Below are 14979 nucleotides of genomic sequence, written 5' to 3'. Positions count from 1 at the left end.
ACGGGGTCGTCCCCGCAGGTACCAGACCCGATCGGTAGACCGCCCGGCGCCTTGAGACACCCGCCGGTGCACCCCGGTTGCCGTTGCGGCGCTGGTTAACCTCGCTGGCGTGGACCGTGTCGAGCTGGTGTTGCGCAAGTACGACGGCCGCCCCCACCGCCGGGTCACCGGCACGCTCCTCGGCGACGACGAGCACGGCACCTGGGTCGGCACCCCGCGAGGCACACTGGTCCGCTACAGCTACGGCTGGCGCCGCCGGGAACGCACCCGCCACGACGCCGTACGCCTGCTGCCCCGGGACGCCTGGTGGATGGCAATGTTCACCGCCGAGCCGAGCCGTTCCGAGATCTACTGCGACGTGACGACCCCGGTCGAGCGCACCGGCCCGTCCGAGTTCACCGTGATCGACCTGGACATCGACGTGATCCGCCTGCGCCCCGGCGGCCGGGTGGTGGTCGACGACGAGGACGAGTTCGAGGAGAACCGCCACCGCTTCGGCTACCCGGCCCACGTCGTGGCCGGCGCCACCACGGCGGCCGAGACGCTCCGCACGGCCCTGTCCGGCCCCGCCGAGCCGTTCGCCACCCACTACCGAACCTGGCTGTCCCGCCTCCCCCGGCAGTGACACATTCCGTTCCGCCCCAGCACCGGTTCCGCACGAGAGCCCCCGCCGATCAGCGTCCGTGATCGTCACCCGACGTGCCGGCATCCGAGGTGAATATCGCGCTTCGCGGAAAGCCGCGGACACCCCGGGCCCCGCAGAATGCCGCAAAGCAGAAGCACTCCACCATCGCCGGCAACTCACCGTGACGCGCAGTGAACCCGGCCCACTGCCGGACGGCGGATTCGCGAAATGCCTGCCACACAGAGAAAGCGGCAGACCGCAGAGCAAGCCCCACAGAGCAAGCCCCACAGAGCAAGCCCCACAGAGCAAGCCCCACAGAGCAAGCCCCGCAGAGCAAGCCCCACAGAGCAAGCCCCACAGAGCGAGCCCCACAGAGCGAGCCCCGCACCGTGGGGCGTCCGGGGGCTCGGCCCCCGGAGAGGAATGACGCGAGGCCCCGGTCCGCGCTTTCTGCGGACAGGGGCCTCGGACTCGCGTGGGCGCGGCAGGTTTCGAACCTGCGACCCCTCGCTTGTAAGGCGAGTGCTCTCCCACTGAGCTACGCGCCCGGCACACGGTGGGACCGGAGTGGTCATCCTACCCTGCTGGCTCCTCCAGGGCCGCCAGGGCCGCCCGCCATGCGGACTGGTCGCGGGCCTCGCCCGGACCGTTCATCTCGGCGAAGCGGATCACGCCCGCGGTGTCCACCAGGAACGTTCCGCGGTTGGCGAAGCCCCGGGTGGCGTCGAAGACGCCGTAGGCGGCGGCCACCTCGCCGTGCGGCCAGAAGTCGGCCAGCAGGGGGAAGCCGAAGCCTTCCTGCTCGGCCCACACCTTGTGGCTGTAGACCGAGTCGACGCTCACGGTGAGGACCTGGACCCGGTCGTTCGCGTACGCCGGCAGGTTCTCCTGGACCTCGGTCAGCTCGCCGTGGCAGCGGCGGCTGAACGCGAGCGGATAGAAGATCAGCAGGACTGCCTTGCGGCCGTGGAAGTCGGTGAGCCGCACGTCCTGGTTGTTCTGATCCTTGAGGGTGAAGTCCGGTGCCGGCTGGCCCACCTCGATCGGCATGGTGCCCAGCCTAACCAGGGCCGGCGCCCCGTCGGGCGCCGACCTCGAGTGAGGGAGGCAGCGAGCTACTTCTTCTTGGCGCCCCGCGGTGAGACCAGACGTGCGCCCGTCCAGTCCTTGCCGGCGTTCAGCGTCGACGTCTGCTGCAGACCGGCGGTCGGCGCGGACTCGCTGATCTCGCTGGGTTCGACGTGGCCATCACGGCCGGCCTTGGGGGTCAGCAGCCACACCACGCCGTTGTCGGCGAGAGGGCCCAGTGCATCGGTAAGCAGTTCGAAGAGGTCACCGTCGCCGTCGCGGTACCACAGCAGCACCGCGTCGACCACCTCGTCGGTGTCCTCGTCGACCAAATCTCCGACGCGTTCGGTCAGGGCATCACGGAGATCCTCGTCGACATCGTCGTCGTAACCCATCTCCATGACCACCATGTTCGGCTCGAAGCCGAACCGGTCCGCCAGGCTGCGTACGCCGTCGGCCTGACCCGCGGTCGCGCTCACTGTCCAAATCCTCCTAGCCGTGAAAAATCCCCGGAACCTTTGGGGTAGTCCACACACTCCGGGCCCGGTGCGCAAGTGGCGCACCGGGTGTGTGGCAATTTACCGCGCCAGCAGTGTGTGGGCACCCTGTGTGATGGCATCCTCTCCCACCAGAACCTGCTGGGCTGCCGGACCCAGCGGAACCGGGGCGTCGGCGGCCGCCACCCGGCGCACGGAACCGACAAAAGCCCCATCCACCAGAGCGGCCAGAACGCCCTCGCCAACCCCGCCGGAGCGGCGCGTTTCGTCGACGATCAGCACCCGTCCGGTGACGGATGCCTCCCTTACCAGGTCAGCAACGGGTAGCGGGGAGAGCCAGCGCAGATCGACCACCCGGGAACCGTACCCGTCCGCGGCCAACTGGGCAGCGACACGGAGCGACATTCGTACTCCGTTGCCGTACGTCACGATGGTCAGATCCTGGGCGGTGCCGAGCCCGTAGATGCGCGCACGGCCGATCGGGACGTGCTCACCGGCCCAGCTCGACGGCTCCGGGTACGCCGCCAGCCACTCGCTGTCGCCTTGTTGATAGAGGTCCCTCGTCTGGTAGAGGGCGGCCGGTTCGAGGAAGACGCTGACCGTCCCGTCGACGGCCGCGGCGGCCAGGCAGGAGCGCAGCATCGGCGCCGCGTCGGCGGCCCGGGCCGGCACCGCCACCACGATCCCCGGTATGTCGCGCAGCATCGCGACCGAGTTGTCGTTGGCGAGGTGGCCGCCGAGCCCGAGCGGCTGGGCCAGGCCGGGGACCCGCAGCACCATCGGGTTGCGGTACGACCCGGAGGAGAGCAGCGACATGCCGGCCGCCTCGACCCGCAGTTGCTCGGCCGCGGTGTGCAGGGCGGCCAGCCCGGTGATCTCGGGCACCGGGATCAGCCCGGCCGTGCCGGCGCCCAGGGCCAGCCCGAGCACCGTGGTGACGTCCGGCGGGGTGTCCAGCACCCGGTCGCCGCCGCGCTCGCGCAGGCCCGTGGTGACGCCGTGCGGGCCGCCGCCGGTGATGCCGGGGCCGAACACCAGCAGCGTCGGATCGGCGGCGAGCGCCTCGGTGAGGCCTGCGTTGAGGGTCTGCGCGAGGGTGAGCGGCCCGGCGTGCTCGGGCAGCTGCCCGCCGAAGACCTGCGCCCGGGCGGCCGCGCCGGGACCGGCGGCGCGCTCGGCGGCCTCGGCGACGGCATGTGCCACCCGCAGCGGGCGGCGCGGCGCCAGGGATGCCACGATCTCGCCGATCGAGGCGAGCTTCGGTTCGCCGAGCACCTCCTCGGCGGCCTTGCGGACCTGCCAGCCGACCTCGTCGTACCGGGTGATCACATCGTCCGGGCCGAGCAGGCCGGCCTCGACCAGCAGCCGGGCGGTGCCGATCAGCGGGTCACCGGCGTCCTCCGGGGCCGGGCCGGGGTCCGGGTCGCCGGCCTGCCCGAGCAGGTGGACGGTGGCGAGCCGGAGCACGGCGGGCCGGCGCTCGGCGCGCACGAACCCGGCCGCCTCCACCGCCGCGTCGTAGGCGGCGGCGAGGTCGCACCCGTCGGCGAAGCTGTACCGCAGCCCGGGACGGCCGCGCAGCAGGGCCGCGACCCAGCCGTCCGGATCGGTCGCGTCCGGCCCGTTGTCCTCGCAGATCAGCAGCAGCGGCACCGGCTTGCCGTCGGCGCCGGCCCGGCCGGCCATCTCCAGCGCCGCGGCGGCCGCCGGCCCGCTCGCGCCGGCGTCGCCGAACGAGGCGACCACTATCGCGTCGGCGGGCCAGGGCGCCGTGACGGCCCGGCTGAGCGACCGCGCCAGGCCGGCCGCCCGGGGCAGGTGCCCGCCGGGCGTGGAGATGGCGGGCAGCAGGTGCAGGTCGGGATTGCCGAAGAGCTTGTCGCGACCGCCGGTGGCCGGGTCACGGATCGACGCGACCACGCCGCGCAGCACGTCCCGGGCGGCGTCCTCGAGCCGCCGGGCCGGGTCGCTCCCCGCCGCGCCGGCCCGGTCCGCGGCCCGTACGCAATAGAAGGCCGCCGATCGATGATGCAGGAACGCCGGATCGTCGCCGCGGAGCGCCGCCGCGATCGCGGCGTTGCCCTCGTGGCCGGACGAGCCGGTGGTGGCGAAGCCTTCGTTGAAACTGCGCAGCCAGCGGGCGGCGAGGTCGAGGTGGCGGGCGGTGAGCTGGGCGTCGAAGAGTTCCCGGGTGCGGGCGCCGGTCAGGGTGCTGCCGTCGCGGACCGGGTCGCCGGGATCACGCCGGCTCTCCGGTGACCGCAGGGCCGAGACCGCATCGCGGAACCGCTCGTCGAGGTTTTGCGGGCTGGTCACGCGATTCAGCATTCCCGACCCACGGTGACACTGCCAATGCGGAAGGCCGATATATATGGACCATGCGCACCGAACTGATCACCGTACGGACCGGCAACTCTCCCGTGGTGCACGACATCACCGCCGAGGCCGAGCGGTTCGTCGCGTCCGAGCAGGACGGCCTGCTGCACGTCTTCGTGCCGCACGCCACGGCCGGCCTGGCGATCATCGAGACCGGCGCGGGTTCGGACGACGACCTGCTGACCGCGATCGACGACCTGCTGCCGGCCGAGGACAAGTGGCAGCACCGGCACGGCTCCCGCGGGCACGGGCGCGACCACGTGCTGCCCGCCTGGATCCCGCCGTACGCGACCCTGCCGGTCATCGCCGGCCGGATCGCCCTCGGCACCTGGCAGTCGATCTGCCTGGTCGACCCGAACGGCGACAACCCGATCCGGCAGGTCCGTTTCTCCTTCCTGCCCGGCTGAGTTGAGCAGCCAAGCAGTGGCGACAACCATCCAGGCGGCGACACAGATCACCAGAATGTTACTGGTCAGTACATGTGTCGCGCATCGCTGACACGTCGGGTAGGCGTGACGCTGCCCACCGAAAGGGGGCAGGATGGAGTTCCTGACCGAGCGATTCGCCACCTAGGTCGCCCGGTGTAAACGACACTCAACCAAGAGGATTGCCTGTGGCCACGGAGCGAAAGCGCCCGGTGATCAGCGATGGCCTGCCGAGCCAGCTTCCCGACATCGACCCCGAGGAAACCAACGAGTGGGTCGAGTCGCTCAACGGAGTCATCGACGAGCGCGGCGCGAAAAGAGCCCGTTATGTGATGTTGCGCCTTCTGGAGCGTGCCCGGGAGCGACAGGTCGGCGTTCCGCCACTGACGTCCACCGACTACATCAACACCATCCCGCCGGAGCGGGAGCCGTGGTTCCCCGGTGACGAGTTCGTCGAGCGGCGCATCCGGGCCTACATCCGGTGGAACGCGGCGATGCTGGTGCACCGGGCGCAGCGCCCGGAGATCGGCGTCGGCGGCCACATCTCGACGTACGCGTCGAGCGCCAGCCTCTACGAAGTGGGCATGAACCACTTCTTCCGGGGCAAGGACCACCCGGGCGGTGGCGACCACATCTTCTTCCAGGGCCACGCCTCCCCCGGCATGTACGCGCGGGCGTACCTCGAGGGTCGTCTCACCACGGACCAGCTGGACGGTTTCCGGCAGGAGCTGTCGCACCCGGGTGGCGGCCTGCCGTCGTACCCGCACCCGCGCCTCATGCCGAACTTCTGGGAGTTCCCGACGGTCAGCATGGGCCTCGGCCCGCTGAACGCGATCTACCAGGCGCGGTACAACCGGTACCTGCACAACCGGGGCATCAAGGACACCAGCCAGCAGCACGTCTGGGCGTTCCTCGGCGACGGCGAGATGGACGAGGTCGAGTCGCTCGGCGCGATCGGCCTGGCCGCCCGCGAGGAGCTCGACAACCTCACCTTCGTGGTGAACTGCAACCTGCAGCGCCTGGACGGCCCGGTCCGCGGCAACGGCAAGGTCATCCAGGAGCTGGAGGCCTTCTTCCGCGGCGCCGGCTGGAACGTCATCAAGGTCGTCTGGGGCCGGGAGTGGGACTCGCTGCTCGCCGCCGACACCGACGGCGCGCTCGTCAACCTGATGAACGCGACGCCGGACGGCGACTACCAGACCTACAAGGGCGAGTCCGGGGCGTACGTCCGGGAGCACTTCTTCGGCCGTGACCCGCGGACCCGCAAGCTCATCGAGAACATGACCGACGACGAGGTGTGGAACCTCAAGCGCGGCGGCCACGACTACCGCAAGCTTTACGCGGCGTACAAGGCGGCCACCGAGCACACCGGCCAGCCGACCGTGATCCTCGCCAAGACGATCAAGGGCTGGACGCTGGGCTCGCACTTCGAGGCCCGCAACGCCACCCACCAGATGAAGAAGCTGACCCTGGAAGACCTCAAGGGCTTCCGGGACCGCCTCTACCTCGACATCAGCGACAAGCAGCTCGAGGAGAACCCGTACCTCCCGCCGTACTACCACCCCGGCGAGAAGTCCGACGAGTTCGAGTACATGATGCAGCGGCGCCGTGACCTGGGCGGATCGATCCCCAGCCGGCGGACCAAGCACAAGTCGCTGGCGATTCCCGAGTCCAAGGCGTTCGGCGACATCAAGCGGGGCAGCGGCAAGCAGAAGGTCGCCACCACGATGGCGTTCGTCCGCCTGCTCAAGGACCTCATGAAGGACAAGGAGTTCGGCGCCCGGTGGGTGCCGATCATCCCGGACGAGGCCCGCACGTTCGGCATGGACTCGCTCTTCCCGACCAAGAAGATCTACTCGCCGCACGGCCAGACCTACACCTCCGTGGACCGGGAGCTGTTCCTGTCCTACAAGGAGGCGACGAACGGCCAGATCCTGCACGAGGGCATCAACGAGGCCGGTTCGACCGCGAGCTTCATCGCGGCCGGCACGTCGTACGCGACGCACGACGAGCCGATGATCCCGCTGTACATCTTCTACTCGATGTTCGGCTTCCAGCGGACCGCCGACGAGCTGTGGGCGGCCGCCGACCAGATGACCCGCGGCTTCCTGCTGGGCGCCACCGCCGGGCGGACCACGCTCAACGGTGAGGGCCTGCAGCACGAGGACGGGCACTCGCTGCTGATCGCGGCGACCAACCCGGCCGTGGTGGCGTACGACCCGGCGTTCGCGTTCGAGATCGCGCACATCGTCGAGAACGGCCTGCACCGGATGTACGGCGAGAAGCAGGAGAACATCTTCTACTACCTCACCATCTACAACGAGCCGGCCATCCAGCCCGCCGAGCCCGCGGGTGTCGACGTGGAAGGCCTGCTCAAGGGCATCTACCGGTTCAGCGAGGGCCCGGCGACGGACGGCCCGAAGGCGCAGCTGCTCGCCTCCGGCACCGGCATGCGCTGGGCGCTCAAGGCCCAGGAGCTGCTCGCCCAGGACTGGGGCGTGAGCGCCGACGTCTGGTCGGTCACCTCCTGGACCGAACTGCGCCGCGACGCCATCGAGGCCGAGGAGCACAACCTGCTGCACGCGGGCGACGAGCCCCGCAAGCCCTACATCCAGCAGAAGCTGGAGAACACCGAGGGCCCGTCGGTCGCGGTCAGCGACTGGATGCGCGCGGTGCCGGACCTGATCAGCCGGTGGGTTCCGAACGGGTACACCTCGCTCGGCACCGACGGCTTCGGCATGAGCGACACCCGGCACGCGCTGCGCCGCCACTTCCACGTGGACGGCGAGTCGGTCACCGTGGCGACGCTGCGCGAGCTCGCGCTGCGCGGCAAGGTGGCGAAGCACGTGCCGGCCGAGGCCGCCCGCAAGTACGCCATCGACGACGTCAACGCCGCTCCGGTGGGCGAGACCGGCGGCGACAGCTAGGAAAAGCGGTATCCGAGGCGGCCCGTCGCGATTTCGCGGCGGGCCGCCTCAGTCTTCGGCCCGGAAGTGCCGATCTGGGGGTTATGCGGCTTCGCATCCTCCAACAGCTCCTGTTCCTCGGCCTGGGTAGTGTCCTGGTCACCGCGCTGGTCCTGGTCGGCGTGGGTGCCTGGCAGAGCAGCCGGTTCGCGGAGAGCACCCAGGACGAGGTGCTCAAGCAGAACGAGGCCGAACTGGACCGCACCACGTCGTCGGTGGCGACGCTGGTCAGCACCGTCGGCGACGAGGTCCAGCACGGCGTGGACGTCGGGATGACCAGCGCCAACGGGCTGCTGGACCAGCGCGGCGGCGTCACCCTCGCGTCCCGGACCACCACCTGGACCGCGACGAACCAGGTGAACCAGGAGAAGTCCACGGTGACCCTGCCCCGGGTCACGGTGGACGGCCGCTGGCTCGGGCAGAACACCGACCCGGACAAGGCCACCCCGTTCGTCGACGACGCGCAGGAGCTGGTCGGCGGCGCGGTCACGATGTTCCAGCGGATGAACACCGCCGGCGACCTGCTCCGGGTCGCCACCACGGTCAAGGGCACCACCGGCAATCGGGTGATCGGCACGTACATCCCGGCCGTCGGCGCGGACGGTAACCCGAACGCGGTGGCCGCCGCGATCAAGGCCGGCAAGTCGTACCGGGGCGTGGCCCAGGTGGTCGACACCTGGTACATCACCGCGTACGACCCGATCAAGGACGCTTCCGGTGATGTGGTCGGCGCGCTCTTCGTCGGCGTGCCGCAGGAGAGCGCGCTGGAGAACCTCACCACGGCGATCTCCGAGCAGCAGGTCCGGGAGAACGGCTGGGTCACGGTGCTCAGCACGCTCGCCGCCGACAAGGGCCGGGTGATCGCCTCCAGCCTGGCGGGCGTCGCCGGCACCACCATCCTCGACGCCACCGACGCCACCGGCACCGCGTACGTCGAGGAGATCGTCACCAAGGCGCCCGAACTGGACGACGGCGCCACCTGGCGGACCACCTACCAGCTACCCGGCGCGGCCGGGGCGGCGGCCGGGGACACCACCACCACGGTGGCGTACTACGCGCCGTACCAGTGGGCGGTCACGGTCGGCGGGTACGACGCGGACGCGGAGAGCACTGTCGCCGTGGTCCGCGACGGCCGCAGCACCATGCTGACCGCCTTCGTGATCGCCGCGGTGCTGCTGGCGCTGGCCGGCGCCGCGCTCGCGTACTTCCAGGCCGCCCGGCTCTCCGGCCGCCTGGGCCGGCTCACCGGGGCGCTGACCCGGCTGGCCGGGCGGGACCTGACCGTCCGGGCCGACGACCGGGGCCGCGACGAGATCGGCGAGGCGGCCACCGCGCTGAACACCGCCGTCACCGAGCTGCGCACCGTCATGCAGGAGGTGACCGGCGCCTCGGCGGAGGTGAGCGGCACCGCCCAGCGGGTCGCGGCGACCGGCGGCGAGCTCGCCAGCGCCTCGGACACGGCCGCCGAGCGGGCCGGCACGGTCAGCTCCTCGGCGGACACCGTGTCGCACGTGGTGCAGACGGTGGCGTCCGGCGCCGAGCAGATGGGCACGTCGATCACCGAGATCTCACACAACGCCCAGGAGGCCGCGCAGGCCGGCCGGGACGGTGTCGGGCTGACCGCCGCCGCGGCGGGCGTGATCAGCGAGCTGCGCACCTCGACCGCCGCGATCAGCGAGGTGGTCAAGCTGATCGCCAACATCGCCGAGCAGACCAACCTGCTCGCCCTGAACGCGACGATCGAGGCGGCCCGGGCCGGCGAGACCGGCAAGGGCTTCGCGGTCGTCGCCGGCGAGGTCAAGGAGCTGGCGCAGGAGACCGCGCGGGCCACCGAGGACGTGACGGCCCGGGTCGCGGCGATCGAGGCGGACACCGCTCGCGCGGTCACCGCGATCGACGCGATCTCGGCGCGGATCGCGCAGGTGAACGATTTCCAGACGGCGATCGCGGCGGCGGTCGAGGAACAGGCCGCCACGACCGCTGAGATGGCCCGCAACATCGCCGAGGCGGCCGGCGGCAGCCGGGACATCGCCGAGGGCATCGGTACGGTCAGCGGCGCGATGGAGGGCACCAGACGCTCGGTGGCGGATGCTCATCAGGCGGCCGCCGAGCTGACCGCGACCGCGCAGCGGCTCACCGGGCTGGTCGGCCGGTTCACCGTCTGAACGGCCGGGACGGTCTCCACCTCGAGTGGCACCGATAGCGAAGGACGCCGGACGGCCTTGACCCGGCAGACGGCCGCGCGGCACGGGCGGGACGCGCCGATGCGGTCGTGTGAGCCGGTCACCCGTACCCGAAAGCTCTCGGTAGGGTGGGGGTCGTGACTGTTCGAGTACGTTTCGCTCCCTCACCGACCGGCATGTTCCACGTGGGCGGCGCCCGCTCCGCGCTGCAGAACTGGATTTACGCGCATCAGCACGACGGTGTCTTCGTGCTGCGGATCGAGGACACCGACGCCGCCCGCAACCGGCCCGAGTGGACCGAGGGCATCATTTCGGCGCTCGACTGGATCGGCATCGAGCGCGGGACGTACGAGGGGCCCTACTACCAGTCGTCCTACGCCGCCGACCACACCGCCGCCGCGACCCGGCTCTACGGCGAGGCGAAGGCCTACTACTGCGACTGCAAGCGCGACGACGTGATCGCCCGCAGCGGCAACACGCACACCGGTTACGACGGCTTCTGCCGCGACCGGGGGCTCGGCCCGGGTGAGGGCCGCGCGCTGCGGTTCCGCACGCCGGACGAGGGCGAGACAGTGGTCGTCGACCTGGTCCGCGGCAAGCCCACGTTCGAGAACAAGCTGATCGAGGACTTCGTCATCGCCCGCAGCGACGGCTCGGCGGTGTTCCTGCTGGCCAACGTCGTGGACGACATGAGCATGGGCATCACGCACGTGTTCCGGGCCGAGGAGCACCTGCCGAACACGCCGAAACAGCAGCTGCTCTGGGAGGCGCTGGGCGCCACGCCGCCGGTCTGGGGCCACGTGCCGGTGATCGTCAACGAGAAACGGCAGAAGCTGTCGAAGCGCCGCGACAAGGTGGCCCTGGAGTCGTACCGGGACGAGGGCTACCTCGCCGCCGCGATGCGCAACTACCTGATGCTGCTCGGCTGGGCGCCCACCGGCGACCGGGAGATCGTCCCGTGGTCGGTGGTCGAGGAGGAGTACCGGATCGAGGACGTGAACCACGCCCCGGCCTTCTTCGACATCAAGAAGCTGCGCGCCTTCAACGGTGAGTACATCCGGGCGCTCACCCCGGACGAGTTCACCCAGGTCTGCGCGCCGTGGCTGACCGGCACCGACACCATCGCCGCGCCGCCGTGGTCGCCGGCGGCGTTCGACGCCGAGGTGTTCGCGGCGATCGCCCCGCTCGCGCAGACCCGCATCGCGGTGCTCTCCGAGATCGTGGACTACGTCGACTTCCTCTTCCTGGACGAGCCGGTGCAGGACGACGCATCCTGGGCGAAGGCCATGAAGGAGGGTGCAGCGGACATTCTGGACGCGACAGCGGCCGCCTTCGGCGCCCTGACCGACTGGTCGGCCGAACCGCTCAAGGCGGCGCTCGAGCAGGTCGGCGAGGCGCGAGGTCTCAAATTGGGAAAGACCCAGGCTCCGGTACGCGTCGCGGTCACCGGCCGGACGATCGGTCTGCCGCTGTTCGAGTCGCTTGAAACGCTCGGCCGGGAGCGCACGCTCGCCCGCATTTCCGCAGCTCGCGCCCGTCTCTGACGGATTTCCCGGATGCGGCGGCCGGCCGGCACGGCCGGTCGCCGCACCCGGTGATGGCCTCCGTCACCCGGGTGGCCGCCGCCCCCACGGATTGCGGGGAGTGGGTACTATTCGGCCGCTGATCAACGGTCGTGCCGTTGCCGTCCAGCCGTCCCCCAAATGGCTCCAATTCACCCTGCCGCGAGATGCGGCCGGGCAGGTGTCCGGGAAGGCTGTAGGTCTGGGCCGCCGTGCCGGGTTCACCGTCGGCACGAGAAGCGGTTAATGGTCCATGTCCATCCACGGGCGGGGGGAGTCGGATGGTGCGAGGGGCAATCACCAGGCTGGTGTCGGCGGCTGGAGCGGTGGCGGTGGCCGTCGCGTTGTCGGCCGGCGTCGCGCCCGCGGCGCAGGCCGCGCCGAAGGACGCCAAGCCGAGCGCGGTGGAGATCAAGGGCAAGGGCATCACCGATCCGATCGTGGTCCGGCAGGCCGACGAGCCCCGGATGTTCGAGATGCTGCTCACCGAGGTCGACTGGCTGGCCTCGGCCCGGCCGCAGACCTCCGCGCCGAAAAACGGCAAGCTCGGCGAGAAGTACACGCTGACCATCCTGGTGAAGGACGCGCCGAGCCTGGTCTACGACCTGTACCCGCTGGCCGCCGGCGGCCCCCGGGCGTACCGGCCGGCCAAGCAGCCGTCCGGCAAGAAGTCGGCCGGCTGGTTCTACGGCCGGCTTTCGATGTCGGAGACGCTGCGGGTGGCCGGCGCGCCGCTGGAGGCGAAACCGGACGTGGTGCACGGCGGCATCGGCGGTGGCGTCGGCGAGAAACTCAAGCCCGAGGTGAACCCGGTGGAGAGCGCGACCGAGGTGTTCACCGAGGTCCGCCGGCTGTTCCTGCTCAATGGCGCGGTTCTGCTGGTGATCCTGGTCGGCCTGGCGGGGATGGCGTTCCTGATCCGGCGCCGGATCTGACGGCGGCGTTCTCCCCAGAATCGGTCCCCACCGCAGCAAGCTCGATCAGAGCCATCAGATCGGTCAGGTCAGCGTCGAACTCGGCGTCCGGCTCGGCCGATCTTTCCGTGTCCGGCAGGCCGCCGGTCACCTCGCCGGTGGTGTAACCGAGCAGGAAGGCGCAGATCATCCGGGCCAGCCGCGGCACCTCGGCGGCGGGCGCCCCCGCGTCGTGCAGGATCGCGCGCAGCGCGGCGGTCAGCCAGGACGCCGACGCGCCGGCCGCCGACCGGTTCAGCAGCAGGGGGTACGCGCTCGGATGGGCGTGCGCGAGCGCCCGTACGGCCCGGCCCAGCGCCCGCAGCCGCCGTCGCCAGTCGATGTCGGCCAGCTCGTCGCCGACCGCGGTGCCCAGCTCCAGGTTGAGCAGGTCGACGAGGCCGTCCAGCAGAGCGTCCTTGCCGCCGACGTACGGGTAGAGCGCCATCGAGGTCAGCCCGACCCGCTCGGCGACGGCCCGCATCGACATCGCGGCGAGTCCGCGCTCGTCCACGAGAGCGAGCGCCTGGTCCAGGATCAGCCGTCTCTTGTCGTCCATCCGGCCTAGCTGACCAGTCACGCGGTCCGGCCCGGGCGTAACTCGCCCGGGCCGGACCCGCACTCACTCGTTAGAGAGCCGTCAGCACCAGCGGCCGGGTGGCCGCCCCCGGCCCGCGGCGCGCCGCCTGGGGCGCACCGCGCCGTGCAGGTGGGCGCCGGCCCACCCGCGCAAATCAGTACGACAACCAACCCGTCCCGATCCCGAATCCAGGATCGGCTCCTCGTCGACCGGTGCGGGCACCGTCATGTCGTCGAGGACGGAGTCGCCGTCGGCACGCGTAGACGCGTCGTCCCGTTCCATCTTCTCGCCTCCTCGATCCGCGTCCTCGACACCAACACCAGCATTCCTCGGCACCGTTTCTTCATCGGCACCTCGGAGCCCGGTGTTAACCCCCCGGCCCGGACCGCACTAGTCCGACACGATGCCAGGTCACTGACCGGAATCGCGGGAGAGGCGCACCGCTACACCGGTCAAATGTCATAAAACCGTCTAAAACCTCTCTGCGTCGCCGTTTGCGCGGCGTGTCAGGCTGACCTGGTGGCTGAAAGCACCACCAACCCGCTGGCGCCGGGCACCCTGCGCCGGATCGAGCGGCACGCCGGAGCGCTGGCAAGCTCCGCCGTGGCCCGCATGGAAGAGACGTTGCCGTGGTTCCGCGCGCTCCCGGCCGATCAGCGTTCCTGGGTGATGCTCGTCGCACAAGCGGGTGTTCGGTCACTCGTGGAGTGGCTGAGTTCCGGGGCCACTGTCGCGGCGAGCACGCAGGAGATCTCCGACGAGGTCTTCGCCGCCGCGCCGCGCGCCCTGGCCCGGGCCATCACGCTGACGCAGACCGTCCAGCTGATCAAGGTGACGATCGACGTCGCCGAGGCCGAGGTGCCCGGCTTCGCCGAGGAGGGCGAGACCGACGCGCTGCTGCAGGCGATCCTGCGCTTCTCCCGGGAGATCGCCTTCTCGGCCGCCCGGGTGTACGCGCGGGCAGCCGAGTCCCGCGGCGCCTGGGACGCCCGCCTGCAGGCGCTGCTGGTCGACGCGCTGCTGCGCGGCGACTCCTCGGACGTGCTCGCCAGCCGGGCCGCCGCCCTGGGCTGGACCGACGCTCCGCCGGTCACGGTGGTGGTGGGCCGCTCGCCGGGCGGCGACATCACCGCGGTGCTGCACGCGGTCTACCGGGCCGCCCGCCGGGCGCGGCTCGAGGTGATCGGCGGCGTGCACGGCGACCGCCTGGTCGTGGTGGCCGGCGGCGCCACCGACCCGGTCGCCACGGCGACCGCGCTCGCGGACAGCTTCGGCGAGGGGCCGATCGTGGTCGGCCCGGCCGTCCCGTCGCTGGACCAGGCCACCGAGTCGGCCCGTGCCGCGCTGAACGGGTTCCGGGCCGCGCCGGCCTGGCCGGGGGCGCCGTCCCCGGTCTCCGCCGACGACCTGCTGCCGGAGCGCGCGCTCGCCGGCGACCAGGATGCCCGGCGCAAGCTGCGGCAGGAGGTGCACGGCGCGCTGGCCCGGGCCGGCAGCGGGTTGATCGAGACGCTGGACGCGTTCTTCGCCGCCGGCGGGGTACTGGAGAGTGCGGCACGTGAGTTGTACGTGCACCCGAACACGGTCCGGTACCGGCTGCGCAGGGTGGCCGAGATCACGGCTCTTTCACCGTTCGACGGACGTGACGGGTTCGCATTACGCCTGGCGCTGACGATCGGCAGGCTCGACCCCGCAACTTGAGTGGCACCTGCCTCGTAGCTCAAGGTGGCCCCTGCCTCGTAGC

General features: G+C 71.1%; 11 protein-coding genes and 1 tRNA gene. 7 read left to right on the top strand and 5 right to left on the bottom strand.

The features are described 5' to 3' along the window. The first annotated feature begins 109 nt into the window (after positions 1–109). Positions 110–625, top strand: a complete 516-nt coding sequence (locus AB0F72_RS20770; protein ID WP_360433581.1) for a DUF402 domain-containing protein — start codon at positions 110–112, stop codon at positions 623–625. 476 nt (positions 626–1101) lie between these two features. Here the strand turns inward: AB0F72_RS20770 and AB0F72_RS20765 are convergent. The 4 genes from AB0F72_RS20765 to AB0F72_RS20750 all read right to left on the bottom strand — a co-directional run bounded on the left by AB0F72_RS20765 (position 1102) and on the right by AB0F72_RS20750 (position 4518). Beyond that, positions 1102–1173, bottom strand: a tRNA-Val gene (locus AB0F72_RS20765). A gap of 28 nt (positions 1174–1201) precedes the next feature. Then, complete coding sequence (locus tag AB0F72_RS20760) at positions 1202–1675, bottom strand: peroxiredoxin (protein ID WP_360433578.1); 474 nt, start codon at positions 1673–1675, stop codon at positions 1202–1204. A gap of 65 nt (positions 1676–1740) precedes the next feature. Next, positions 1741–2172, bottom strand: coding sequence for a DUF3052 domain-containing protein (locus AB0F72_RS20755; protein ID WP_014441437.1), 432 nt, complete (start codon positions 2170–2172; stop codon positions 1741–1743). 99 nt (positions 2173–2271) lie between these two features. Next, on the bottom strand, positions 2272–4518 hold the full coding sequence (locus AB0F72_RS20750; RefSeq protein WP_360433575.1) for a transketolase C-terminal domain-containing protein: 2247 nt from the start codon (positions 4516–4518) through the stop codon (positions 2272–2274). 50 nt (positions 4519–4568) lie between these two features. Here AB0F72_RS20750 and AB0F72_RS20745 point away from each other — a divergent pair, with 50 nt between their 5' ends. The 5 genes from AB0F72_RS20745 (at position 4569) to AB0F72_RS20725 (ending at position 12637) form a co-directional block, all read left to right on the top strand. Continuing rightward, positions 4569–4973, top strand: coding sequence for a YjbQ family protein (locus AB0F72_RS20745; RefSeq protein ID WP_360433572.1), 405 nt, complete (start codon positions 4569–4571; stop codon positions 4971–4973). A 206-nt stretch (positions 4974–5179) separates the two neighbouring features. Beyond that, a complete protein-coding gene (aceE, locus tag AB0F72_RS20740; protein WP_360433569.1) occupies positions 5180–7918 on the top strand; it encodes a pyruvate dehydrogenase (acetyl-transferring), homodimeric type in 2739 nt (912 codons plus the stop codon). Positions 7919–8001: 83 nt separating this feature from the next. Beyond that, positions 8002–10122, top strand: coding sequence for a methyl-accepting chemotaxis protein (locus AB0F72_RS20735; protein ID WP_360433566.1), 2121 nt, complete (start codon positions 8002–8004; stop codon positions 10120–10122). A 155-nt stretch (positions 10123–10277) separates the two neighbouring features. Beyond that, complete coding sequence (gene gltX / locus AB0F72_RS20730; protein ID WP_360433563.1) at positions 10278–11684, top strand: glutamate--tRNA ligase; 1407 nt, start codon at positions 10278–10280, stop codon at positions 11682–11684. A gap of 299 nt (positions 11685–11983) precedes the next feature. Further along, entirely contained in the window at positions 11984–12637 is a 654-nt protein-coding gene (locus AB0F72_RS20725; protein ID WP_360433560.1) for a hypothetical protein, read from the top strand. Here the strand turns inward: AB0F72_RS20725 and AB0F72_RS20720 are convergent. Further along, entirely contained in the window at positions 12564–13214 is a 651-nt protein-coding gene (locus tag AB0F72_RS20720; RefSeq protein WP_360433557.1) for a TetR/AcrR family transcriptional regulator, read from the bottom strand. The genes AB0F72_RS20725 and AB0F72_RS20720 overlap by 74 nt on opposite strands. A gap of 537 nt (positions 13215–13751) precedes the next feature. Here AB0F72_RS20720 and AB0F72_RS20715 point away from each other — a divergent pair. Beyond that, positions 13752–14936 (top strand): helix-turn-helix domain-containing protein, encoded by a 1185-nt coding sequence (locus AB0F72_RS20715; protein WP_360433920.1) that lies wholly within the window; start codon positions 13752–13754, stop codon positions 14934–14936. The last annotated feature ends 43 nt before the right edge of the window (positions 14937–14979 follow it).

Source organism: Actinoplanes sp. NPDC023936 (genome assembly GCF_040639325.1).
In the GTDB taxonomy this organism is placed as follows: Bacteria; Actinomycetota; Actinomycetes; order Mycobacteriales; family Micromonosporaceae; genus Actinoplanes.
Note: the sequence above shows the minus strand (reverse complement) of the source record. Positions and strands in the feature narration are given on the sequence as shown.